The organism is Mucilaginibacter robiniae (assembly GCF_012849215.1).
Classification (GTDB): domain Bacteria; phylum Bacteroidota; class Bacteroidia; order Sphingobacteriales; family Sphingobacteriaceae; genus Mucilaginibacter; species Mucilaginibacter robiniae.
The window spans coordinates 2017121-2040835 of the sequence record NZ_CP051682.1; the positions used below are offsets into that span (position 1 = coordinate 2017121).

The 23715-nt window shown below is 44.9% G+C and carries 25 protein-coding genes and 1 pseudogene; 25 read left to right on the plus strand and 1 reads right to left on the minus strand.

Translation table 11 applies throughout. The annotated features are described in order from the left end of the window. The first annotated feature begins 121 nt into the window (after positions 1-121). The 24 genes and pseudogenes from HH214_RS08935 to HH214_RS09050 all read left to right on the plus strand — a co-directional run bounded on the left by HH214_RS08935 (position 122) and on the right by HH214_RS09050 (position 22105). Positions 122-586 (plus strand): hypothetical protein, encoded by a 465-nt coding sequence (locus HH214_RS08935; protein WP_169607016.1) that lies wholly within the window; start codon positions 122-124, stop codon positions 584-586. A gap of 73 nt (positions 587-659) precedes the next feature. Beyond that, complete coding sequence (locus HH214_RS08940; RefSeq protein WP_169607018.1) at positions 660-1223, plus strand: helix-turn-helix domain-containing protein; 564 nt, start codon at positions 660-662, stop codon at positions 1221-1223. Between the two features lie 11 nt (positions 1224-1234). After that, positions 1235-3928 (plus strand): multicopper oxidase domain-containing protein, encoded by a 2694-nt coding sequence (locus HH214_RS08945; RefSeq protein WP_169607020.1) that lies wholly within the window; start codon positions 1235-1237, stop codon positions 3926-3928. Between the two features lie 42 nt (positions 3929-3970). Next, positions 3971-4300 (plus strand): DUF305 domain-containing protein, encoded by a 330-nt coding sequence (locus HH214_RS08950; RefSeq protein ID WP_169607022.1) that lies wholly within the window; start codon positions 3971-3973, stop codon positions 4298-4300. Between the two features lie 8 nt (positions 4301-4308). Continuing rightward, entirely contained in the window at positions 4309-4608 is a 300-nt protein-coding gene (locus HH214_RS08955) for a DUF305 domain-containing protein (RefSeq protein ID WP_248282270.1), read from the plus strand. A 27-nt stretch (positions 4609-4635) separates the two neighbouring features. Further along, complete coding sequence (locus HH214_RS08960; protein WP_169607024.1) at positions 4636-5253, plus strand: DUF305 domain-containing protein; 618 nt, start codon at positions 4636-4638, stop codon at positions 5251-5253. Between the two features lie 291 nt (positions 5254-5544). Then, entirely contained in the window at positions 5545-5622 is a 78-nt protein-coding gene (locus HH214_RS22085; RefSeq protein WP_248282271.1) for a four-helix bundle copper-binding protein, read from the plus strand. Between the two features lie 73 nt (positions 5623-5695). Further along, positions 5696-6154 carry a DUF305 domain-containing protein gene (locus HH214_RS08970; RefSeq protein WP_169607028.1) on the plus strand — a complete coding sequence of 153 codons (459 nt, stop codon included), beginning with the start codon at positions 5696-5698 and terminating at the stop codon, positions 6152-6154. 90 nt (positions 6155-6244) lie between these two features. Continuing rightward, entirely contained in the window at positions 6245-7495 is a 1251-nt protein-coding gene (locus HH214_RS08975) for a hypothetical protein (RefSeq protein WP_169607030.1), read from the plus strand. Positions 7496-7716: 221 nt separating this feature from the next. Then, positions 7717-8115 carry an HYC_CC_PP family protein gene (locus HH214_RS08980; RefSeq protein ID WP_169607031.1) on the plus strand — a complete coding sequence of 133 codons (399 nt, stop codon included), beginning with the start codon at positions 7717-7719 and terminating at the stop codon, positions 8113-8115. A 127-nt stretch (positions 8116-8242) separates the two neighbouring features. Then, the gene (locus tag HH214_RS08985; RefSeq protein ID WP_169607033.1) at positions 8243-8725 is read left to right on the plus strand and encodes a DUF3347 domain-containing protein; all 483 of its coding nucleotides are present in this window, start codon (positions 8243-8245) and stop codon (positions 8723-8725) included. A gap of 42 nt (positions 8726-8767) precedes the next feature. Then, complete coding sequence (locus HH214_RS08990; protein ID WP_169607035.1) at positions 8768-10960, plus strand: multicopper oxidase domain-containing protein; 2193 nt, start codon at positions 8768-8770, stop codon at positions 10958-10960. A 43-nt stretch (positions 10961-11003) separates the two neighbouring features. Beyond that, on the plus strand, positions 11004-11282 hold the full coding sequence (locus tag HH214_RS08995; protein ID WP_169605379.1) for a hypothetical protein: 279 nt from the start codon (positions 11004-11006) through the stop codon (positions 11280-11282). Positions 11283-11310: 28 nt separating this feature from the next. Further along, a pseudogene (locus HH214_RS09000) lies at positions 11311-11562 on the plus strand (HAD family hydrolase); the annotation flags it as partial. 204 nt (positions 11563-11766) lie between these two features. Continuing rightward, positions 11767-12456: a response regulator transcription factor gene (locus HH214_RS09005; protein ID WP_169607038.1), complete on the plus strand. Its 690-nt coding sequence runs from the start codon at positions 11767-11769 to the stop codon at positions 12454-12456. Further along, positions 12440-13699, plus strand: a complete 1260-nt coding sequence (locus HH214_RS09010; protein WP_169607040.1) for a sensor histidine kinase — start codon at positions 12440-12442, stop codon at positions 13697-13699. Before HH214_RS09005 ends, HH214_RS09010 begins: the two co-directional genes overlap by 17 nt. A gap of 56 nt (positions 13700-13755) precedes the next feature. Continuing rightward, positions 13756-14727 (plus strand): YncE family protein, encoded by a 972-nt coding sequence (locus tag HH214_RS09015; protein WP_169607042.1) that lies wholly within the window; start codon positions 13756-13758, stop codon positions 14725-14727. Positions 14728-14732: 5 nt separating this feature from the next. Beyond that, a complete protein-coding gene (locus HH214_RS09020; protein WP_169607044.1) occupies positions 14733-16016 on the plus strand; it encodes a TolC family protein in 1284 nt (427 codons plus the stop codon). A 5-nt stretch (positions 16017-16021) separates the two neighbouring features. After that, entirely contained in the window at positions 16022-16936 is a 915-nt protein-coding gene (locus HH214_RS09025) for an efflux RND transporter periplasmic adaptor subunit (protein ID WP_169607046.1), read from the plus strand. A gap of 6 nt (positions 16937-16942) precedes the next feature. Then, complete coding sequence (locus HH214_RS09030; protein ID WP_169607048.1) at positions 16943-20062, plus strand: efflux RND transporter permease subunit; 3120 nt, start codon at positions 16943-16945, stop codon at positions 20060-20062. A 12-nt stretch (positions 20063-20074) separates the two neighbouring features. Next, on the plus strand, positions 20075-20692 hold the full coding sequence (locus HH214_RS09035; RefSeq protein ID WP_169607049.1) for a phosphatase PAP2 family protein: 618 nt from the start codon (positions 20075-20077) through the stop codon (positions 20690-20692). A 1-nt stretch (position 20693) separates the two neighbouring features. Beyond that, on the plus strand, positions 20694-21107 hold the full coding sequence (locus HH214_RS09040; protein ID WP_169607051.1) for an EamA family transporter: 414 nt from the start codon (positions 20694-20696) through the stop codon (positions 21105-21107). 2 nt (positions 21108-21109) lie between these two features. Next, entirely contained in the window at positions 21110-21745 is a 636-nt protein-coding gene (locus HH214_RS09045) for a phosphatase PAP2 family protein (protein ID WP_169607053.1), read from the plus strand. Positions 21746-21769: 24 nt separating this feature from the next. Next, positions 21770-22105, plus strand: coding sequence for a YnfA family protein (locus HH214_RS09050; RefSeq protein ID WP_169607055.1), 336 nt, complete (start codon positions 21770-21772; stop codon positions 22103-22105). A 46-nt stretch (positions 22106-22151) separates the two neighbouring features. Here the strand turns inward: HH214_RS09050 and HH214_RS09055 are convergent, their stop codons facing one another. Next, positions 22152-22841, minus strand: a complete 690-nt coding sequence (locus tag HH214_RS09055) for a VIT1/CCC1 transporter family protein (RefSeq protein ID WP_211166334.1) — start codon at positions 22839-22841, stop codon at positions 22152-22154. Between the two features lie 101 nt (positions 22842-22942). Here HH214_RS09055 and HH214_RS09060 point away from each other — a divergent pair, with 101 nt between their 5' ends. After that, positions 22943-23170 carry a hypothetical protein gene (locus HH214_RS09060; protein WP_169607059.1) on the plus strand — a complete coding sequence of 76 codons (228 nt, stop codon included), beginning with the start codon at positions 22943-22945 and terminating at the stop codon, positions 23168-23170. Positions 23171-23715 lie beyond the last annotated feature (545 nt).

Consider the following 23715-nt stretch of genomic DNA (forward strand, 5'->3'; position numbering starts at 1 on the left):
GCCTGTCTCACAGAAGGCATGGCTTTTACTCAGCCTTAAAGCGTTAGGAGTTTATCTACTAAGGTGATAACTTTTTTAAATCAATTCCAACAATTGTAACATTTTTGTGTAATACCTGTAAATGAGGAAAATCGGTGCGATAAGTCTGGCTGCATTCTACCTGTTGTTAACGACAGGGGCCTTTGCCTGTCTGCTGCATTGCACCGAAACCTTTCTCTTCACCACGGCAAAAATGTCTGTGTCCCAGCTTGCGGAAACTCACGCTGAGGATACCGATCATCATGATGAACAAGAAAAGCAAGGCACGCCTAAAACAGACCATCACGGAAAAAAGGATGATTGCGGTCCGGGTAAGGACTGTAAATGCTGTAACAAACACGGAATGTATGTGGTGAAGGAGAATGTAGATTCTGCGTTCGGGTTCGCGACAACTGCCCTTGCGATCGTATCAAATCATGCTTCTTCTCACGATTTTTCGTTTACACCTGAATTTTCAAAAGAATTCGTAACATGGCCACACGCTACAGGGCCGCCGGAGGGTTCTCAGCCACCGATATATATTAAAATCAAGTCTCTTCTTATTTGATTCAAGCTTTTGCTGCATTTCCTTTTAGCAGCATGACAACCTATTGTCTTTACTTTTTAGCTTGAATTAACACATGACATTACATATTAAAAATATGGTTTGCGACCGTTGCATAAGGGTTGTGCACCAGCAATTGGAAAACCTCGGTTTGCGGGTTTCCGATATCACCCTTGGTACCGCTGAGGTACACCCCGAGCCAGATGAAGAGCAGCTCGGCCGCCTCGCACCCGCCTTAAAAGATCTTGGATTTGAACTTATCAGTAAAGATAAGGACAGGCTCGCAGAACGTATTAAAAATATCATTATCGAACTGGTGCATCACAGCAACCTGAGTGAGCCTCACATGAATATCATGCGGGTCATTGCTGACCGCCTGAATAGGGATTATGCCTATCTCAGCCGTCTCTTTTCAGAAAATGAGGATATTACGATCGAAAAATTCATCATTCGGCAAAAAGTCGAAAAGATCAAGGAACTGCTCCAATACGGTGATTTGAACCTGAACGAAATTGCCTACAAAATGGGCTACAGCAGCAGTGCCCATCTGTCAGCCCAGTTTAAGCACATAACCGGCCTTTCGCCCAGCCGATACCGGACAGCGGAAAAACAGGAACGCAAACCGTTAGATAAAATTTAAATCGACTACTTATGAAATATAAGATTTTAATAATGGTCCTCCTGTTATCCGGGGGGAATCTTACGGTGCAGGCTCAACAAAAAATGAATATGAGTGATCCGTCCATGAAGCACATGCATATGGACGCGACGAAGAAGCCGGCGGCAAAGGTCCATCCTAACATGAGGATGAACCATGATACCACTTCTATGAAGGGAATGAAAATGGACCATTCTAAAAGAAACGGCATGGATATGGGCGGGATGGACATGGGTAAGATGAAGACGGGCGATTCAGCTACGAGTATGCACCAAATACCCGGCATGAAAATGAGGACTATGGCTGCGGATACCATTGCCAGCACTTCATCCTCCCTGAACGATCACCGGATACACGCGGGAAAACGTGTAATTTATGATCTCTTTATTAATGATACCATTGTAGCATACGCCGGAAAAAAGATTAAGGCGCTTGCTATTAATGGTCAGATACCCGGTCCGGTACTGCGATTCACTGAGGGAGATACCGCTATTATTCGTGTACATAATCTACGCAAAAATGAAACGTCGATCCACTGGCACGGCATTCTTGTTCCGAATAAATATGACGGCGTGCCCTATATCAGCACGATTCCTATTAAAGGTGGAGCAACTTATACCAATATTATTCCACTACACCAAACCGGAACTTTTTGGTATCACACCCATACCGAACTTGATGAGCAGGCAGGGCTTTATGGTCCCATCGTTATTGAACCACAGGTAAAAAAAGACCACGTACCAGAACAGGTGCTTATGCTTTCTGACTGGACAAATTATCAGCCGAAGGAAGTGTTGAGGATGCTGAAGCGGGGAACGGACTGGTTGTCCATACAGAAAGGCAGTGTATTGAGTTATGGCGGGGCAATTACCAAAGGTTATCTCGCTGACAAATTGAAGCTTGACTGGATGCGCATGCCAGCCATGGATCTGCTGGATGTCAAGTATGACCGTCTTTTGGTAAACGGAAGTATTGATCAGCAATTACCACAATTCGAAGCGGGACAGACCGTAAAGCTGCGGATCATCAACGGCTCCGCGTCGAGCTATTTCTGGCTCAATTTCGCTGGCGGTCCGATGACCGTGATTGCAGCAGACGGACTGGATATTAAACCGGTCGTCATTGATAAAATCCTGATCGGCACGGCTGAAACTTATGACGTGGTGGTTAAAGTCCCTGCTGCTGGCAAATATGAGTTTCGGGCAACGATCCAGGACATATCTGGCAAAGTCTCTGCCTGGCTTGGAACAGGCCAAGCAGTTAAGGCGAAGGACATTCCGAAAGTTGATTACTATAAGTTTACCCACACGTTCAACCGGATGATGAGCCAGATGAAAATGCCAATGAACAGGGTACCGAACTCTAAGGTTAAAAATGATGGACTAACATTCAGCTCCACTGATAGCTCCATGAAAATGAAGGATGAGGACATGAAGGAGATGGATATGAAGAGTATGAAATCATCCGGTCACATGGAGGGAATGAAAATGAACGCCGATAGCGGCATGAACAATCAACAAGGCGCTAAAATGATGAATATGGCCGGAAGTAAAGGCGGTAAATCCGGGATGAAAGATAAGCAGGCGGGTGGTATGAAGATGGGCGGCATGGATTCGGGCGGCATGGGTATGGGAAGTATGAATATGCCGGACGATGGGAAAGGAACGAAAATGGGTCCGGGCGGCTCCATGCTCCTTGGGCTCGGCGGCGACGGAAGGATATTAAGTTATGACATGCTGGAGGCGAACAGTACAACAGCCTTTGCTGGCAAACATACGGTAAGGACTTATCACCTGTATCTTACCGGCAGCATGATACGCTATACCTGGCTCATCAATAATAAGCCACTTTCTGAAGCAGACCGTTTGCTGATCCGCAAAGGCGAAATCGTCAGGTTTGTATTGCACAATACGACAATGATGGAACATCCGATGCACCTCCACGGGCATTTCTTCCGTGTACTCAATGCTAAAGGCGATTCTGCACCACTTAAACATACGGTAAGTATCGAACCGATGCAGGTGCAAACCATCGAGTTCCTCGCTGATGAGGCCCATGACTGGTTTTTCCACTGTCACACGCTTTACCACCTGATGTCAGGTATGGCGCGGGTTGTGCGGTATGAGGACAATCCAAGCAATCCAGACGTTGCAAAATATCAACCGCGTAACCCTGTCATTAATGATGACCGGCAATTTTACACCTGGTTTCAGGCATCATTTCACTCGCAAACCAGTACAGGTTCGTTATTTATTTCCAATACGCGCTATGAATTTAACGCCAACTATCGTTTTAGCTATGACGGCCGTTATGAAGTTGATCCCCGGTTCCAGCGGTATCTTGATAACGGACAATACTTCGCTGCCTATATCGGCGGAGATTTTGAAAAAAACCAGAAAGGCGGCGGGTATTTTAGCTCGGGGGATAAGAGTGCCGTTATCGGTTTACGGTATTTGCTGCCAATGTTCATCCAAACGGACGCAAGGATCAATCAAAAAGGGAAGTTCCGCTTCACTCTAAGCCGGGAAGATATCCCTGTAATCAGCAGACTTTATGTCGGTGCTTCTTATAATACCGACAATGAGTGGCAGGCAGATTCTCGTTACATACTCTCCAAATATTTGGCCTTATCAATTAGCTATGACAACCAGTATGGCTTTGGAGGGGGACTGACAATAATTTATTAAGTATTAAATGATAGCTAAAATTCAACTATCAAGACAACGCTAATGATGATCCCAATGCTTGCGCTAGGCGTAGCAGGATTTACAAACAAGAGTCATTTAGCATCCACTTTCAACACATCAAACGGAATAGTATTGAAAGCTGAACACGTTCAGAGTGATCCATTGATGGAGAGCATGAATAAAATGATGGAACAGATGCACCAGCAGAAGATGACAGGTAACGTCGATCTTGATTTTGCTACGGTGCTTCGTATTCATCATCAGGGTGCGATAGATATGGCAAAAGTGGAAGTCGAGCAAGGTAAAGATGCAGCCATGAAAAATATAGCGCAGAAATTATTAACTCCCAAACCAAGGAAGCAGCAGAATTAGATCAACTGATTCCAACGCTGCAAAGCGGAGCGAAAACCTATGATCCAATGCAAAAAACTTCCGGAGCAGGAAAAGCGATGAGCGACGGCATGATGAGCATGATGAAAATGGGCAAGATGTCCATGTCATCAATGGATCATGAGTTTGCTGATATGATGGCCAAGCACCACAAAGACGGGATCATGATGTCAAAAAATATTCTGGCTTATTGTAAAAATCCCAAACTGCGGTCAATGGCCCAGAAAGGCATTCCGGAGCAAATCAAAGACATCAATGAGATGACAAACTGGATGAAAACACATCAATAATTATACTGGTAACTTAAATAAACTCTTATGAAAAATGTAATTAAACTTCTGCTGGCACTTGTAATAGTTAGCGTATTTGCTTCCTGTAAAAAGAATGCTGATGAAATTAAGATTCAGCCACATGACCAGAATCAAATGATGGGCATTATGCACCAGATGATGGCCAAGATGGATACGATGAAGATGACGAAAGATCCGGACAATGATTTTGCCATGATGATGCGCATTCATCACCAGGGTGCGATAGACATGGCGAATCTGGAGATAAAAAGCGGTAGTGATGCCACGATGAAACAAATGGCCCAATCTATTATTGCCAGCCAGCAGGAAGAAATCACGCAGGTAACCGCATTTCTGAAGTCGCATACGGCGCACTTGAATGATCCTGATTTTGATATGATGATCATGGACAATATGTCCAAGTCTGGTAAGCAAGCCGACCTGCAGATTATAAACGGCGATATAGACCACGATTTTGCCATTTTGATGATCGGCCATCATCAGAGCGCTGTAGAAAACTCGCGTCTGGAATTACTTCATGGTCAGGAACCCAGCATGAAGACGATGGCTACCAATATCATCGACGCGCAACTGAAAGAAATAGATCAGTTTCAAAGCTGGCTTTTAGCGCGAGGCAATAAGTAATAAACCAAATTCCTAACTATAATATATCAAATTATGTCACACCAACAATTTCAAAAGTGCATCGATGCCTGCGTGGCATGTGCAGCAGCCTGTAATCACTGTGCAACATCCTGTCTACAGGAAGACGATGTTAAAATGATGGCCCTGTGTATTCAGCTCGACTTAGAATGTGCCGCCATTTGCCGGGCGGCCGCCGAAGTCATGACATTGAGCAGCGGGTATAGCGCTCACCTCTGCCGTATTTGTGCTGACGTATGCAAAGCTTGTGCTGATGAATGCGCTAAGCATGACATGGAACACTGTCAAACCTGTGCTGAAGCCTGCCGAAGATGCGCTGAAGCTTGTGCACAAATGGCAACAGCAGTTTAAACAATTAATTATGCAGCTACAGGGTCAAAGGGGTTCCTATAGCTGCTTTAAATAAATCTTGAGTCTAAAAATTATGGAAAATTCAAATTATAAAAAGTTCGGTATTATGCTCATCGTCTCCTTCCTGCTGATGTATGCCATTATGTTTCTGAACGTGGACGAAGCTGATCATGTATATATTAACATGACCCGATTTTATATGACCGTATTGATGATTTGTGCTATGGCTATATTGATGGTGGCGATGATGCCAATGATGTATCCGAATAAAAGAAAGAACGCAGTCATCATTATTTCAAGCATCGTAGTATTTGTGCTGGCCTTTTTTGGCGTTCATAAGCAGGTGGGCATTGGTGATGTGCAATACATGAAAGGAATGATACCACATCACTCCATCGCCATTATGACGAGTGAAAATGCGCATATTAAAGATGCACGTGTAAGAAAGCTGGCAGATGGTATTATCAAAACGCAGAAAAAAGAAATAGCCGAGATGAAGGCTATGATCGACAGTTTGCAAAACAACAGGTAGGCCAAAAGCTTACCTGTTTCCTTGTGAAATCCGCTCAGATTAGTCTGTATAATAGGTATAATTCCCGTATTTTAGCTTACTAATTAAAGTATGAGCGAGCATTTACTATCTATTATTCATCAGTATAAGAACGATAAAGAATCGGTTTACAATACCTGGTTTATCAATAATGAGGAACGGCTGAAAGCTTTTCGTTCTATCAGGCGTGGGGTCCAACAAGTTATTGAGGACATTAAAAATAAAAAGTTCGCCAATGACTTTAAAGGCACTTCACTTGAATTCGTGTTAACGTGCATTACTGAGCAAAAGCAGGTGTTTGAAGGCGCATCTCATCCTTTTTACTGGAAACCAAAATTACGCATCCCTGATATTTACGAGAATCAGGATAATAAGGTCGCATTTGGTCAATTTTTAGAAAACTGTCTGAATGCTAAAAATGAAGAGCAATTGATTCGCGAGATCATGCACCTGGACTCGTTGAGAATCAAAGGCCTCGGCCCGGCCGTGGCCAGCATCCTTTACTTTTTGCATCCCACCTTGATTCCTCCTTTTAATACAGCGATCATAAACGGATTTAACTACCTTTTCAAAGACAAAAAAAAGCTGGGCAGCTGGAGCGAATACCTCAAAATCAGAGAGGTAATTATGGATATGAACCGTAAACATTGCAATGAGCTTTCTTTGGATACAGGTGCATTTGCAGGCTTGCTGTTTGAAATTGGCATGCAAAAGCTCCTGTTGGGCAAGGATGAATATTCATCTGAGATAGAACGAAACCGGCTCGAGAAACTGATCGAGAAACGCCATAAAGAAAAAAGCAAAGAAACCGAAGATGAGCATTTGCATGATGAGATGCAATATCATCTCCTGAAGATCGGGCAGGCACTGGGCTACGATGTGATTGCCGCTTCTAATGACCGCTCAAAATCCTGGAACGGCCATAAGTTCTCCTTTATTTCATTACAAGAGTTCCCCAACCTTAAGCTGGATAAGGAAGTGCTAAATACCATTAAATTGATTGACGTGCTTTGGTTCGAAAAAGGCACATCGAAAGTCATAGCAGCTTTTGAAGTGGAAAAGAGCACCAGTATTTATTCCGGCATTCTGCGGCTATCGGATCTGAGTTTTAGTGTGGCGAATTCGGAAGAAGTTTTTTATCTGGTTGTTCCGGATAATCGGGAGAAAGATGTGGTCATGCAGCTTTCTCGTCCCTCGATTAAAAGGGCTAATGTCCAAATGAAATATATTTGCTTCTCTGAGCTACGGCAGCATTGTGACGCTTTGTGCAAATTTGGCGATGACCATTCCATTATGAAGAAGATAGCCCGTGAGGTGGTCTAGACTATACTGGACAAAATGTTGGAAAAACTGTATAGCATCTTAAATTTTCCGTCCGTATGAAGCTTTCCAGCTATGTGTACATCAGCATCTAAAAAGGAATGTTGTTATCACTTTAATTTTCAGGCGAACTTAAATATAGAAGTAACTAAAAAAACGGTAAGATATAAAAGGAAGAGAAAATTATATAAACGGCTCTCCGTTATAATCATAATATTTGTACCGTGATCAAAAAGCTGTTCATCACCTTTTTAGCTGTTTTGTACCTGGGCGTTTCTTCCGGTGCAACGCTGCATTATCAGTACTGCATGGGCAGGCTGATCAAGGTTACGCTTTGGCACAGTGGGAGTAACAAATCTCGCCCCTGTGGCATGGAGCAGAAGGCGAAAGCTAAAAAATGCTGCACAGATAAGCACCAGCAGCTGAAATCTGATAAAAGCGGTTCGATCACGTATAGCGAATTTAGCTTAGGAACGAGTGCTGCTATCCTTGCATCCGTACCATTTTCCGGCGGGGTTTCATCCCATTTTGTTCCAATCACAGAGCAATACCCGGTAAGCCAGGCACCGCCTTCCGGCACTGCCGTTCCTGTTTTCCTGCGTAATTGCACTTTCCGTATCTGATCTCTTTCTAATTTCTTCAGTCCTGAAGATTACGATTACCTTTTGGTTATCCGTTACCCTGCAACTTCTTTATGCTACAGTTTCTGTTCAGACAGGAACTTAAAATCAATTTATAATTAATCAAATCATGAAAAAGATTCAAATGTTCGTATGCGCTGTAATCGCGCTATTGTCGTTCTCTCAAGTTAAAGCACAATCAGGCTCTTCCAAAGATGCCGTCCTTTTCGCCTATTACGGCGTAAAGAATGCGCTGATTACCGGTAACGCCGCTACTACCAATGCAAAGGCCAAAGAATTCCAAAGCGCAGTAAACGCTGTTCCGGCGGATCAGCTGACCGAGGCTCAAAAAGATAAATTATTGTTTGATGCCCGTCACATCGGCGAAAGCAATGATATTGCCCATCAGCGGGAACATTTTGCCAACCTCTCTCAAAACCTGTATGAACTGGTGAAAGCCGGTAAGTTCAACAGCGCTCCTGTATATCGGGATTATTGTCCGATGAAAAAGTCTTATTGGTTGAGCGAGTCTGCCACCATCAAAAACCCTTACTACGGAAATCAAATGTTAACCTGTGGCGAAGTAAAAGAAACTTTACCTGCGGCTAAATAAATACCTGGGCCGGAGGACTGAGCTTCGGCCCTTTACTGTACCATGAAGAAGTTAATTTTATTTTTTGGTCCTTTTTTGCTGTTCTCTGCCGCATTTGCCCAACATCACATGATAGCTATGGGTACTAATAAACAGAACAAGCATTTGCCGCTTTACACCAAGATCGGCAAGCGGGAGATTTATCACCTGTACATCAATGATACCGCGGTAAATTACACGGGTAAGCAGGCGGCAGGGATGGCCATCAACGGCAGCATTCCGGCGCCAACACTGGAATTTACGGAGGGCGACACCGCAGAGATATATGTTCATAACGAAATGATGATGGAAACGTCCATCCACTGGCACGGGCTGATCCTTCCAAACCGGTATGACGGTGTTTCCTATTTAACCACATCGCCTATAGCAGCAGGACAAACGCACTTGTTCAAATTTCCGCTGGTACAGCATGGCACCTATTGGTATCATTCCCATACGATGACGCAGGAACAAAGCGGCTTGTATGGCGCCTTTATCATCCATGAGCGCCAAACTGCCCCTGTGAAGGAATATACCTTGCTGCTAAGCGACTGGACTGACGAAAACCCCGAGCAGGTGCAACGGCGGCTGCATAACGCCTCCGACTGGTATGCCATCCGAAAAGGCAGTACCCAGAATTATTTGCAGGCCATTCAAACCGGTCATTTGAAAACAAAGCTGACCAACGAATGGAAAAGAATGACGGCTATGGACGTCAGTGACGTTTACTATGACCGCTTCTTCAGCAATGGTAAAGCAGAAAATGCAGCACCGCAGTTCAGGGCGGGCGACCAGGTCAGGCTGCGCGTTGTCAACGGCAGTTCCTCTACCTATTTCTGGCTGGCTTGGGCTGGCGGCAAAATCAAAGTTGTGGCCAATGATGGTGAAGATGTGCAGCCGGTGGAGGCCGACCGTATGATCGTTGGGGTGGCGGAAACTTACGACGTGATGGTTACTATTCCCGCTGACGGTAGTTACGAATTCCTCGCCACGCCTGAAGACCGGACAAAATTTACATCACTTTGGTTAGGTGAAGGCACAAGGCATCCTGCAAAGAAGCTACCGAAGCTGACCTATTTCGACGGCATGAAAATGATGAATGATATGATGGACATGCATGGTAATATGAAAGAAATGGCTGGTATGAAAATGACGAATCAGGTCATGGACATGAACACCGTCATGTATCAGGAGCTGGACGAAGGAGAACCGCCTGTCACGCTGAACTACGGCATGCTCAAAGCGGTTCACCCGACAACGCTGCCTGCTGGTCCAACTAAACTCCTCAATTTTGAACTGACCGGAAATATGAACCGCTATGTGTGGTCAATCAACAACAAAACAGTCTCTGAAACAGATAAAATACTGATCAAACAAGGCGAGAACGTCCGTATCATTCTTTACAATAACACGATGATGCGTCACCCGATGCACCTGCACGGGCACTTCTTTCGGGTGCTGAACGGACAGGGTGAGTACTCGCCTTTAAAAAACACGCTGGACATTATGCCGATGGAACGCGATACGATCGAGTTTCGGGCAACAGAAAGCGGGGACTGGTTTTTCCATTGCCATATTCTTTACCACATGATGAGCGGTATGGGACGCATATTCAGCTACGAAAATTCCCCGGCTAACCCGGAAGTTCCCGATCCCGCGGCTGGGTTTAAAAAGGTAGCTGCGGACGACCGTAAGTTCTACGCATCTGCAAAATTAGGCCTCGAAACCAACGGTAGTGACGGCAACGCGGCGTTAGCCAATACCCGCTGGAAGTTTTCTACGATGTGGCACCTGGGCATCAAGGATACGAAAGGTTATGAAAGCGAAACGATGTTCGGGCGTTACTTTGGCCGGATGCAGTGGCTCTATGCTTATGCCGGCTTTGATTACCACTATAAAAAGACGGACGAGCAGGAAAAAAATCTGTTCGGGCAAATCAGCAATAAGAATAACCGCCATACCGTAGTGGCGGGTTTAGCTTATACATTGCCCATGCTGTTTGTTGCCGACGCGCGGATTGATGGCAATGGGAAATTGCGGTTTCAGTTAGGTCGCGATGATATTGCTTTAACGAGCCGACTGAGGTTCTCCATAGTAGGCAATACGGACAAGGAATACAGCGCGGGACTTCGCTATATCGTTAATAAGAATTTCTCCCTGTCCAGTCACTACGATAGTGATATGGGACTGGGCGCAGGATTAACGCTGACCTATTAAGTGTTTAGAAGAAAGAAAATATTAAACTTATAAACTAAGTACAATGGAACACCAGCATCACCATCACGATATAGAAGCGAACGCACACGATCACCATGATGGTATGGATCATCAGCACATGGGTCACGGCGGTTATGATCACACCGCAATGATCGCTGATTTCCGGAAGCGTTTTTACGTGGTACTCGCCCTGACGGTGAAGTCGGATAAAGCACACTTGATAGTGATCTCAACCGAACTGTTTTTTACAAAGACCCCGATTTCAGCGAAGATGATTTTGAACAATTTATGTTTGATCAGTCCAAGCCCTTTACTGAAATGATAATGCTGTTAAGCCAGCTAAAAAACAGTATAATTTTAAAGTCGTGGCAGTAAGTAACGAAGGAAGAGAACTTACAAATCATTGCATTAAGGAATTTAAGATGAACCCGTTTATGGATTTTTTTATTTCGTCCAGTTTTGTTCATTTGCGGAAACCCAGTTCAGATATTTTTCAAATGGCGTTAGACATTGCCCAGATTGATGCCGAAGAGGTATTATATATTGACGACCACGCCATATTTGTGCGAGTTGCCGAAAGTTTAGGGATAAAGGGTGTTTAACACTCAGATTTTTCTGTAACTAAAAGCAATTGAGTTAGCTATGGGCTTTCAATATCTGAAGCAAAGCAGATAGAGGGACCTACCGAATAGGCGGATAACAAAAATTAGCAAATATTGCGAATACGATTACAAATTTCTGCCCTGATGGAATACCACGGGAGGAAAACAACTATTTAAATCAATAAAGCTATACTGGATGATGTTATGAAAGTACTAATTGTGGAAGACGAACCTGAATTATCGGCAAGTATTGTTTCTTATTTGCTTAATGAAAAATACCAGTGTGACACAGCCGAAGATTTCATGCAGGCTGAAAACAAGATCATCGATTTTAATTACGATTGCGTAATCGTGGATATCGGATTACCCGGCGGAAATGGGCTGGACTTGATCAGGCTGGTTAAAAGAATGAAGAAAAATGAAGGGATAATAGTAATATCTGCCAATGGGGCTTTAAGTGATAAGATTATTGGGCTTAATTTGGGGGCGGATGATTATCTAGCTAAACCATTTCACCTTTCCGAACTTATAGCAAGATTAAATGCAATCATTCGCCGCCGAAATTTTAATGGTGCCGAAGTTTTTGAGCACAACGAACTGCGCGTACAAGTTGAAGACAAATTGGTATTTGTGCATGATAAAGCAATTGTATTAAACAAGAAAGAACTAGACCTGCTGTTGTTCCTGATCACCAACAGAAGGCGTGTTATCTCAAAGTCCGCGATCTCACAACATCTGTCTCAAAATGAAAGTGGCTATTATCGTGGTTACGATGTGGTATATGCCCATATGAAGAACTTAAAAAGGAAATTGGCGGATGCCGGGTGCCGCGACTACATTAAAACCATTTATGGCGTAGGCTATAAACTTGACTGTGATGAAGCTATTAGCTAAAACCTCGAGGATACTGCTGGGGTATGCTATTGTTGTCCTGCTGGTGAGCATACCCCTTTTTTATTTTGTGATCGAGCAGTTGTATTATCAGGATGTAGATGATGCATTAAGGTTACGAAAAAAGGAATTGACCATCAGGACTAAGAAGTTACACCGCGAGCGGGACATTGCGCTATGGCTGGCTATGGATAACGATGTTAAGATCAGTCTATCTGCCCCACCACTCCGCGATTCCATTTATCCCAAACTGTATATGGACACCTTGGCGCATGAAATGGAGCCTTACCGTGAACTGGCTACTTCGCTGCAGGTGAATCATAAATTATATCATGCGACCATTCGCCGGTCATTGGTCGAAAGCCAGGACCTTATTGTTGGCATTGCTGAAGTACAAGGAGTTTTATTGATCATCATGTTCATCGGCTGGCTGTTGATCAGTCGGAGTATTTCTAAAAAGATATGGCAACCATTTGACCGCATCATTGAATGGCTTCAAAATTATCAGGTTGACAAAGAGCAACCATTGATAAACCCGGTCTCCGGGATCGTGGAGTTTGACCAATTGAACAGGGTCGTCAACGAACTGGTCAGTAAAAATAAAAAGGCCTATCAGGATCAGAAAAATTTTATCGAGAATGCCTCTCACGAGATGCAAACACCTGTAGCCATTCTACAGTCCAAACTTGACTTGCTGATACAATCCAAAGGCCTGACCGCGGAACAGGCGCATCACCTGCAATCATCGTACGAAGTAATAGAGCGTCTGACTCATTTAAACCAGAGTTTGCTCTTGTTATCCAAGATAGAAAATCAGCAATTCCCCGATCTGGTGGAAGTAAGTGTAAAAGCGACCGTTACAAAAATACTTAAACACCTTGAGGCATTGATCGACGATAAACCGGTCAGCCTCAATGTCGAACACCATGGAGACAAAATGCTTCATGGGCATCCGGTCTTAGTAGAAATATTACTCTCAAACCTCATTACCAATGCCGTTCATCATACACCTGCAAACGGGCACATTTATATTTCCATCACAGACGACGGTTTTTTGATCGAAAACTCAGGAACACCGCTGCCCTTTGATGATAACAAGCTATTTTCCCGGTTCGGTAAAAAGAGCACAAATCGCCATGGTGTTGGTCTGGGTCTGGCCATTGCGTTCGAGATCAGCCAGCTTTACCAGCTGAAGTTAAATTATCAGTTTAAAGAACATATACATCAATTCTCCATCCGTTTTTAGCATTTCAGAAACTTTTCAGAATGTCCGGCCACATTTGACATGGTTGAAGCGACATCATGAAAATATATAGTTTACTGGTATCATTTTTATTATTAGTAAGTGTAGCAAATGCACAAGAAAAACTCAAATTAATCAATACCGTACCCCTTCCGGCGGTTAAAGGAAGTTTTGACCTCATGGCCTATGATAATGGTCATCATCGCCTTTTCCTTTCGGCTCAGGACAATCATTCGGTAGAAGTGATCGATCTGCAAAAGGGCAGATTGATCAGAAGTCTGCCTGGCTTTAATGAGCCTAAGTGGTGCTGTTACGATCCCGAAACAGCCTTGCTTTATGTGGCGACAGGTAAAGACGGTAAGGTTACTGCCCTTAATACCCATACTTTTCAAACCGTTAACACTTATACTTTCCGGGAAAAATGCAATAATCTACGATTCGATGCCCAAACCCATCAGCTTTTTGTAGGCGTTGGTGATACTTTCGGCGCTATTGGAATTATCGACCTGCGGCAGCAGAAGATCATTGGCCGAATTCTGCTGGCAGGCTACCCCAAACAGTTTGAATTAGCCGCCCAGCGCATCTATGTTAATGTTCCGGGCAAAGGGCTGGTACAGGTGATCGACCGACAAACGTCCAAAATAATAGCCAACTGGCAGGTATCTCCATCAAATGACAATGTACCTATGGCGCTTGACCGCGAACACCAACTGCTCTACATAGGATGCGCTAGTGGTCGTTTGGTTGTATACAATGTTTCAAGCGGAAAGCAGGTAGGCGCAATACCCATACATAAAGATGTGGATGGCATTTACCTTGACCCAAAGCGTCAACGGCTGTATGCGTCTTGTGGCGAAGGATTTATAGACATCATCGGCATTGACAAACAACATTGGGCCAGTGTTGGCCAGGTAACAACGCGGGTTGGTGCCGGCACGTCTTTGTTCATCCCCCAGATCAATCGCTATGTGCTCGCGGAGCCACAGACAACCAAACTGCCTGCTTCTATTCAGGTCTACCAGACGAATTAATGACCATGAGATATCTATTGATCTTTTTCATACTGATGTACCTATTCTCAGGATCACTGAAGGCGCAGTCGAAGTTGGATGATTTCCTTGAGCTGAGTTATACCAATAGCCCGTTGCTTAATGAGGCCAGGAACCAACAGGTGGTCAATCAGGCAGAGGCGGAACGGATACGCGCATTAACCACCAAATTACAGTTAAGCCTTAATGCCAATTATCTCTTCGCCCCGGTATATATTACCGATGCCGGACATAAGGGCTTTGATCTTAACGCCGGCGGCGCTGTCAATTATTACGGATACGACCTTGGTACCACCAATGGCGGAAGCTTGCAAGGATTACTGGTGACGAATCAACCCTTATTTGCCGGCCGGCGGGCCGGTATTTTGGCAGCGCAGTCGCTGGTTAACGTACAGATCTATCAAAACACCGTACAGTTAACCCGTCATGATCTGGAAAAGGCCATCACCGACCAGTATATGCTCTGCCTGCTCGACAAAAAGCAGGTGGGTAACTCCATGGCCAATATGAAGATCATCGACCAGCAGCGCTTGATCGTCAAAAAACTTGTGAATGCCAGTTTGCTCAAAAACTCCGACCTGATCTTATTAAATATCGAATATGAAAACAACCAGAATATTTTACTGGCCTATCAGGCAGCTTATCACAAAGACCTGCTGGAGCTAAGGATCATGAGCGGCAGCCGTGATACAGCCGAGGTGGAATTGGCCCCGTTGGAACTAAAGTTAAAAACGCCGGTTGACCGATCCGCCTACCTGGAAAGATTCAGGTTGGACAGCCTTGGTCTGGTTGCCACTCAAAATGCTTTTGAAACCAAATACCGGCTGCAAATAAGTGTTTTCGGCAATACGGGGCTTAATGCCACACACTTCAATAATCTTTATGATCGCTTCGGGCTGGGCGCAGGTTTAAGCCTGACATGGAGCATCCTGGATGGACATCAGAAAGAGATCACCCGTCGTAAAACGACGCTGCAACTGCAATCCGTCGCTTTTAATAAAAGTAACGCGCAACTGCAAAATGATCTTCGAAAAAAACAAGCGCTGGATGAACTCATGTCTTATGATGGCAGGGTAAAAAACCAGCAAAAACAGCTCGCTGAATATGAATCCTTGCTTACCAGCTACCGTACACAGGTCATCCAGGCCCAGCTTTCAGTGATCGATTTTATTAATGTGCTGAAGAACCGCACTATAGCCCAACGCGATTTGCTGCAGCTGGAAACTAACCGAAACTTATTGATCAACGCCTATAACTACTGGAATTGGTAATGCTTATGAAAAACTATATCGTTCTTTTATGCCTTTTACTGGCACTGGGCGCCTGCCACAGCAATGATAACGCTCCGGCTAACCATGTCAGGCCGAGAACCGCCGTACAGATAACCCAGATCGGGATCGGTACCATTTGTGATGACCTGGTGCTTTCCGGCACTTCGGTTTACCTTAAAAGGAATCTGGTAACCTCTTCCATCGCCGCATTTATTACAAATGTCTACGTTAAATTAGGTGATCACGTGCGGAAAGGGCAGCCGCTTTATTTACTGGAATCCAAGGAGCGCAAAGCATTGGGTAACGATATCACCAAGGTAGACCCTTCACTAAAAAGCTTTGGACTGATCACCCTTACAGCGCCGGCCTCGGGGATCATCACCACTTTTGATAAGCAGCAAACCGGGGAGTACGTGCTGGAGGGTACCCAACTTTGTACGATCGCCGCCAGTAACGATCTGGCTTTCCAGGTCAACGTCCCTTATGAATATGCCGATCTGGTCAAACCGGGAAAGAAATGTCTGATCACCCTTCCCGATAAGACGGTGTATAAAGCTACCATTACCACGCCGCTGGCTACCATGAACGTGACCGAACAAACACAGGTGTTGCTGGCCCGGCCCGATCAGGATCTTTTCCTGCCCGAAAACTTGCTGGCCAAGGTCGCCTTTGATCGCTCTGAACCGGGGAACCAGCAAGTGCTTCCCAAAACTTGTGTAGTGAGCGACGAACTGCTGAAAGATTTTTGGGTAATGAAACTGGTTAATGACAGCACGGCTGTAAAGGTCCCGGTAAAAACCGGCAACAAGAACAATACGTCTATTGAGATACTTTCCCCCACATTTCAAAAAGGCGATAAGATCCTGATTACGGGTAATTATGGTTTAGCCGACACCGCCCTCGTAACTGTTACTCAATAACCGGACATGACAGAAAAGAAAAACTATTTCCGGCAGTTTTCCCGCCCGATCTTATTTGTGGGTGCCCTATTGTTGGCTGCGGGCGTCTATTTCTATACGCATATGCAGACCAACCTCTTTCCCGAGGTGCTGTTCCCGCGTGTGGCCGTTATTGCCGAGGCTGGCCAGTTGCCCATTGACCGTATGATGCTGACGGTGACCAAGCCGTTAGAAAGCGCTGTCAAAAAAGTCCGGGGTGTAACTATCGTAAAAAGCAGTACCAGCCGGGGCAGCGTAACCATAGATGTGTATTTTGACTGGGGCCTGGATACCTATGCGCAAAAAACACAGATCGAAAGCCGGGTTAATGAGATCAAAAACTTTTTACCACCCGGTATAAATATGTCCATCGAAGCGATGAACCAATCGCTTTTCCCGGTATATGGCTATACGCTGTCCAGCAAAACCCATGGGCAGGTGGCTTTGAAAGACCAGGCCTACCTAACCTTGCGGCCCATATTTTCCAGGATTAAAGGCATTGCTAATGTGGTGACAAGAGGCGGCCGTTCCAAAGAGTTCGTCATCATACCCGATGCCGTTAAAATGTCTGCATTGGGTGTCACACCATCTGAAGTTAAAACAGCATTTGCCAACAATAATTACGTCCTTTCCAATGGTAACCTGGCTGATTTTAACCGGATGTACCTAACCCTCACGGATACCCGTGTAATGGACGTAGACGGCCTTTCTAATCTGACCATTCGCAACGATGGCGCAAGACTAATCAAACTTCGTGATTTTGCCACTGTAGACGTGCAGGAGCAGCAGGAATTTGTCATTGTCAACGCTAACGGAAAGAATGCTATCCAGATAGACCTGGTTAAGCAGCCCGGAGTTAACCTCATCGATTTTGCAAAAGATGCGGCTGCAAAAGCCGACGAAGTACGCAAAGCTTTACCCGACGATTATGAACTTACGCCCTATTACGACCAAAGCGCTTTTGTTGGCGATAGTATTCACAGCGTGATCAAAACGATCTACGAGGGATTGATCCTTGCCGTCATCGTCATGATCTTCTTTTTAAGATCATGGAGGTCAAGTTTGGCGGTGATGCTGTCTATACCTGTTACGCTGGGCTTTACCATCACGGTACTTTACCTGGCCGGAATAACGATTAACGTTATGTCTCTTGGGGCTATCGCTGCCTCGGTGGGGCTGATCATTGATGATGCCATCGTCATCATTGAACAGATACACCGCGAACATGAAGAATATGCGGATAAAAATATTTTTGATGTGGTGATAGATGCGATCAGGGCCTTGTTCCCTGCGATGATCGGCTCCTCACTCGCAACTATCGTCATCTTCTTTCCGTTCAGGCTGATGAGCGGGCTGGCTGGCAGCTTTTTTAAAGAACTATCCGATACCATGCAGATCACTTTGGTCTGCTCGTTCCTGGTTACCTGGCTTCTTTTGCCGGTTTTGCACATGGTTGTAGGTTACCGGCCTCATAAAGGCAGCCAACATAAACATAATGACTTCACGAACGATAAGCTTTCCTGGCTAACACGCACTTTTAAAAAACCAGTGTTTGCGCTGTTGTTTATTGCGTTGCTGGGCCTGTCTGCTTACATCGCGTCCGCTAAACTGGAAACCGGATTTTTGCCGAACCTGGATGAAGGCACCATTGTACTGGATTACTTCTCACCTGCAGGCACTTCGTTAGAGGAAACAGACCGGCTATGCCGGCAGATGGAAAAGATCGTTACGGCACAGCCCGAAGTGGAAACCTATTCCCGTCGTACAGGTGTCAAGATGGCCTTTAAAACTACCCAGCCTAACTTTGGCGACTATTCCATTCAGTTAAAGAAAGATCGTAATAAAACCACCGACGAAGTGATCAGCGAACTTCGGGATCAAATAGCTGCCCATGTGCCGCTGATGCATATTTCATTTGGCCAGCGTATTTCCGATCTGTTAGGCGACCTGATGAGTACGCCTGCACCGATCGAGATCAAGATATTCGGTGACGATTATGCCAAACTTCAGGAACTGGATAAACAAGCGACCGGCATACTGCAAAAGATCAACGGCGTAGCCGACCTTGATGACGGATTGATTCCTGCCGGCCCTTCCCTGGAATTCGTTCCTGATCAGGATAAACTCGACCTGTTCAAAATTTCCCTGACCGATTTCCAGATGCAATTATCGGCATATACCGGGGGCGTGCCTTTAGGCATGAACGCTGCCATTGCCGAACCATCGGCTTCGCAGGCTGCCCTGACCGGGGGTATACAGATCGGCGATCTGCAGGATGGGCAGCAGATGCGGAAGATATTGCTGCGCTTTACCAATTTTAAGGACAATGACCTTGAACACCTGAAAAAGCAGCTGATCTTTTTACCCAATGGGCAAACCCGGCCCTTGTCTTTTTTCTGCACGGTAAATGTTTTACCGGGTGAGGTGCAGCAAACCCGGGAAGACCTTAAATCCAACATCATTTTAACTGCCCGGCTGGACGGCCGTCACCTCGGCAGCGCCATTGCAGAGATACAGCAAAAACTCTCTGCCGGATTGAATTTGCCCAAAGGCTATTTTATAAGCTATGGCGGTGCGTACTCCGAACAGCAGCAATCTTTTAATGAACTGTTATTGATCCTTGGGCTTGCGGTGGTATTGGTGTTTGCGGTTTTATTATTCCTATTCAGAGATTGGTTTTTGGCAGGTCTGGTCATTCTGATCTCAGTCCTTGGCATATGCGGCAGCATCTTGGCTCTTTACCTGGTCAATATCCCGTTAAATGTAAGTAGCTATACGGGCATTATCATGATCGTCGGCATTATTGCCGAGAACGCCATTTTTACGCTTAACCAATTCCGTTTCAATCTGGCTGACAGCGGCGACGTAGACACTTCCATAAATTATGCGATAAGCCTGCGTATCCGCCCTAAGTTAATGACGGCTATCGGCGCCATTCTGGCATTGATGCCGTTAGCACTAGGTATTGGCTTAGGTGCGCAAATGCAGCAGCCGTTAGCAGTTGCGGTTATTGGTGGTTTTTTTGCAGCGCTGCCTTTACTGCTATTTGTATTCCCTTCCCTGATCCGGCTTGGCTACCGTAAGCATCTTAAAACCAATAAAATTTAAAATATAGCTAGTATGATAAATATACTTTTGTTGAATAGGTTATGGCTTGTCTTTTTATTGTTGGTGTTGGTAAGTGGTGTCCATGCGCAAAATCTGGACCTGCGTTTACTGGAAAGCATTAATGGCCCGGTAAACCCAGGTCCAGATGCCAGATGGCGCGCAGTAACCAACAGTGCTATCCCCATCGCAATTGCAACTCCTGTCACCCTTTTTATAGCGGGACAGATCGGTCATGATAAAAACCTGAAAGAGCAATCTTACGTGGCGCTGGGTTCCCTGGCCGGCTCGGAAATATTGAGCACTACATTAAAGGCTATCACTCATCGTAACCGGCCGTTTGTTGATCATAGTGACGTGATATTTGCCAAGGAATTCCCTGCTGATTATAGCATGCCATCAGGGCATACTACAGTCGCTTTTTCTACGGCCACAACATTGAGCCTGTCTTTTCCAAAATGGTATGTGATTGTACCTGCCTTCAGTTATGCGGCAGCCGTGGGCTATTCGCGTATGTATCTCGGTGTGCATTACCCCAGTGATGTACTGGGCGGTGCTTTATTGGGATCGGCTTCAGCATACATCACCTACAAGGCCAATAAATGGTTAAGAAAACATAAAAAGATCAATTAAAATGTGGTGGATATACGCTTTATTATCAGCATTCTTTGCTTCCCTAACGGCCATCTTTGCCAAGATCGGCGTAAAGAATGTTAACTCGGACCTTGCAACTGCTATCCGTACGATAGTCATACTTGTTGTCGCCTGGGGAATAGCGTTCGCACGCGGTGAAGTTAAAGGCATCGGTGACCTATCGAAAAATACGTGGATTTTCTTAGGTCTGTCAGGATTAGCGACTGGCCTGTCATGGATTTTTTATTACAAGGCATTGCAGATGGGGAAGGTTTCTCAGGTTGCTCCCGTAGATAAATTGAGCGTGGCGCTTACCATTATCCTCTCGGTTATCTTCCTTAAAGAAACCGTATCCCTAAAAGCGGCCTTGGGTGCAGGCCTGATTATTTGCGGAACACTGGTACTGATCTTTTGATCATGATCTCCCCCAAAAAAATATCTCCCAAAAGTGCCGGATTGTTATGCCTTTTCTGCATCAGCTCATCGGTTGTACTTGCCACCCTATTTTACAACCAGGATAAAACGATCGTATTATTTTTAAATCACCTTCGTAACCCGACAAGAGACTTATTTTGGCTAACTGTCACTAATTCAGCCGGTATTATCGCCTATGGAACTAGTTTTATCGCACTGATCGTTTCCCTGTTCACGAAAGAAAAAGAGCTGAAATATAAATGTATGGCAATAGTGGCAGCCGCTATATTCTCAGCCACTACAGCTACCGCACTGAAATTCATCATCCAAAAACCAAGGCCTGTCCGCATGCTGACAACCATTCATGTATTAGGCCCGGCTGGCGGGTGGTCATACCCATCCGGACACACCAGCGATGCTTTTTTCCTGGCAATGGCTTTAGCTTTGACGTTGCCACAGTACAAGAAAACGGTCTTCCTATTCTATATCTGGGCACTACTTGTGGGCTTCAGCCGGATTTATTTAGGTGCGCATTATTTGTCCGATGTGCTTGGCGGTATAGGCGTTGGGAGCGCTATGAGTTTACTGGCTTATCGATTGATTGAATCGGTGGCAAAAAAGCACCATGCATTACTGTAGTTGTATTACTGTTACCTTTAAACGATGATGAATGTGCTTAAATCTGTTTCTGTATTTGTACTCGCCGGCCTGCTCGAGATCGGCGGCGGTTATCTCGTTTGGCAATGGCTAAAAGAGGGCAAGCCCATTTGGTATGGCGTGGCAGGCGCTTTTATCCTGGCCATGTATGGCGTTGTCGCAACCTGGCAAACAGTAAGCTTCGGCCGGGCCTATGCCGCCTATGGAGGCATTTTTATATTGATGGCGCTCATTTGGGCCTGGAAGATCGATGGCTTCAAGCCTGATCGATGGGATGTGATCGGTGCCTTAATAGCGGTAATTGGCGCATGTATAATTATTTATATGCCGCGAAACCGGTAATGGGATTTATTAATCAAGGAAAATCGTTTATATGGCCGTATGTTCTTTAATGATTATTAATAGCTCTTGCCAATAAAAAGGCAGCTCCGGCAGCCAAAGCGCCGATCACAACCACTTTAATAGCACCGCTAACTGGCGGCTGCCCGGTTAGTTTACTTTTAAAATAACCGAAAATAAATAAAGCGATCACCGTTATTATGCATGAGCCGCTTAACGCTTCGGTAGCGTCATGGATAAAGATATAAGGTGATAGCGGTATAATACCGCCGACAATGTAAGACCCCCCAATGGTTAACGCGCTTTTTCCAGCCCGTTTGGGATCTGGTCGTTCTAAACCAAGTTCGTAGCGCATCATAAACTCCACCCACTTATCTTTGTCTTTCGACATTTCATTCGCGATCTGCTGCTGTAGATCAGTTGATAAGCCAAATTCGGCAAAAACCTGTTTTACCTCTTCTTTTTCCTGTTCGGGTATGCGTTCCACTTCATCATATTCTCTTTTCAATTCGGAAATATAATGGTCAGCGTCGGTTTTGCCGGCTAAAAATCCGCCGAGGCCCATAGCGATAGAACCTGCAACTATTTCGGCCAGACCGGCTGTCACAACAATCCCGGTAACATTGACGGCTCCGCTTAGCCCTGCTGCCAATGCAAAGGGTACAGTCAATCCGTCGGACATACCAATTACAATGTCTCTGATAATTTCCGAGCTGTTGATGTGGTGTTCGCGATGCATCTTCAAAAGTACCCGGTAGGATGTAAAGTCCTTAAAATCATTGCAATTTATGATTGGTCTTAATACGCCGAACTAAACACATCAGCATGGGTTATTAATGGATGAAACGTAACGGCTTAGCCATGATCAATGTTAGGTTTGACAACCATTCTAATGCGAAAGATATTTTAGTTAAACATACTGATAAAACTTTTTCATTTTTAAGAAATCACAACCAGGTTTCTATCATTGACAACGGTGATAATTCCTGGAGCCTTGTAGAAGGTGTCTTCGACCAATTAGCGGTCAACCTGATCGGCACTGAAATTGAAAAACACTACAGTAAATAATAACGGTTCAGTAATAGCCTGATAATGGTCATTCAGGAATTAAGATACAGCGTAGGTAGTGATACTGGAAGGTAGACTTATGACATAGTGATTGCGAAACATTGTATAAGACAGGCAGGTCCTAACGCTGATTTTATGAGCTTAATAAAAGCTGAAACTTCTGTTTAGAGAGTGACGGCACTTGCAAACGCATGGCTCGGGATCATATCAAAAACGTTATTTACGATACCATCTTCATTACTGGACCCTTGTCAAGATAACTCAATAATTTGATAGCCGGGTTCTGTTTTAATTTTTACCTTGTTCACATTACCCCGCTGTAATGGAGTGCTGTTCACGAATAAGCAGTAATGAAAAAGTGGGTTATTGAAGCTGTAAGAAGAAAGCTTCAAAACAACCTCAATTTAGTCCTACGCAGGTAAGTAAATACGTAACCCAATCCAAATGAATGCTCAAACCTTGCCTTTCAAGCAGATCGGATCAAAGTCACCAGCAGCCAGTTCGGATTTTACGGGATTCCGGAGCAGCAGCGGCCGGTGACGGAT

Excerpts from the sequence above, each read along its gene's own strand:
- HH214_RS08935 (WP_169607016.1), top strand. The coding sequence starts at position 122 with ATGAGGAAAATCGGTGCGATAAGTCTGGCTGCATTCTACCTGTTGTTA.
- HH214_RS08940 (WP_169607018.1), top strand. The coding sequence starts at position 660 with ATGACATTACATATTAAAAATATGGTTTGCGACCGTTGCATAAGGGTT.
- HH214_RS08945 (WP_169607020.1), top strand. The coding sequence starts at position 1,235 with ATGAAATATAAGATTTTAATAATGGTCCTCCTGTTATCCGGGGGGAAT.
- HH214_RS08950 (WP_169607022.1), top strand. The coding sequence starts at position 3,971 with ATGATGATCCCAATGCTTGCGCTAGGCGTAGCAGGATTTACAAACAAG.
- HH214_RS08960 (WP_169607024.1), top strand. The coding sequence starts at position 4,636 with ATGAAAAATGTAATTAAACTTCTGCTGGCACTTGTAATAGTTAGCGTA.
- HH214_RS22085 (WP_248282271.1), top strand. The coding sequence starts at position 5,545 with ATGGAACACTGTCAAACCTGTGCTGAAGCCTGCCGAAGATGCGCTGAA.
- HH214_RS08970 (WP_169607028.1), top strand. The coding sequence starts at position 5,696 with ATGGAAAATTCAAATTATAAAAAGTTCGGTATTATGCTCATCGTCTCC.
- HH214_RS08975 (WP_169607030.1), top strand. The coding sequence starts at position 6,245 with ATGAGCGAGCATTTACTATCTATTATTCATCAGTATAAGAACGATAAA.
- HH214_RS08985 (WP_169607033.1), top strand. The coding sequence starts at position 8,243 with ATGAAAAAGATTCAAATGTTCGTATGCGCTGTAATCGCGCTATTGTCG.
- HH214_RS08990 (WP_169607035.1), top strand. The coding sequence starts at position 8,768 with ATGAAGAAGTTAATTTTATTTTTTGGTCCTTTTTTGCTGTTCTCTGCC.
- HH214_RS08995 (WP_169605379.1), top strand. The coding sequence starts at position 11,004 with ATGGAACACCAGCATCACCATCACGATATAGAAGCGAACGCACACGAT.
- HH214_RS09005 (WP_169607038.1), top strand. The coding sequence starts at position 11,767 with ATGAAAGTACTAATTGTGGAAGACGAACCTGAATTATCGGCAAGTATT.
- HH214_RS09010 (WP_169607040.1), top strand. The coding sequence starts at position 12,440 with ATGAAGCTATTAGCTAAAACCTCGAGGATACTGCTGGGGTATGCTATT.
- HH214_RS09015 (WP_169607042.1), top strand. The coding sequence starts at position 13,756 with ATGAAAATATATAGTTTACTGGTATCATTTTTATTATTAGTAAGTGTA.
- HH214_RS09020 (WP_169607044.1), top strand. The coding sequence starts at position 14,733 with ATGAGATATCTATTGATCTTTTTCATACTGATGTACCTATTCTCAGGA.
- HH214_RS09025 (WP_169607046.1), top strand. The coding sequence starts at position 16,022 with ATGAAAAACTATATCGTTCTTTTATGCCTTTTACTGGCACTGGGCGCC.
- HH214_RS09030 (WP_169607048.1), top strand. The coding sequence starts at position 16,943 with ATGACAGAAAAGAAAAACTATTTCCGGCAGTTTTCCCGCCCGATCTTA.
- HH214_RS09035 (WP_169607049.1), top strand. The coding sequence starts at position 20,075 with ATGATAAATATACTTTTGTTGAATAGGTTATGGCTTGTCTTTTTATTG.
- HH214_RS09040 (WP_169607051.1), top strand. The coding sequence starts at position 20,694 with ATGTGGTGGATATACGCTTTATTATCAGCATTCTTTGCTTCCCTAACG.
- HH214_RS09045 (WP_169607053.1), top strand. The coding sequence starts at position 21,110 with ATGATCTCCCCCAAAAAAATATCTCCCAAAAGTGCCGGATTGTTATGC.
- HH214_RS09050 (WP_169607055.1), top strand. The coding sequence starts at position 21,770 with ATGATGAATGTGCTTAAATCTGTTTCTGTATTTGTACTCGCCGGCCTG.
- HH214_RS09055 (WP_211166334.1), bottom strand. The coding sequence starts at position 22,841 with ATGCATCGCGAACACCACATCAACAGCTCGGAAATTATCAGAGACATT.
- HH214_RS09060 (WP_169607059.1), top strand. The coding sequence starts at position 22,943 with ATGAAACGTAACGGCTTAGCCATGATCAATGTTAGGTTTGACAACCAT.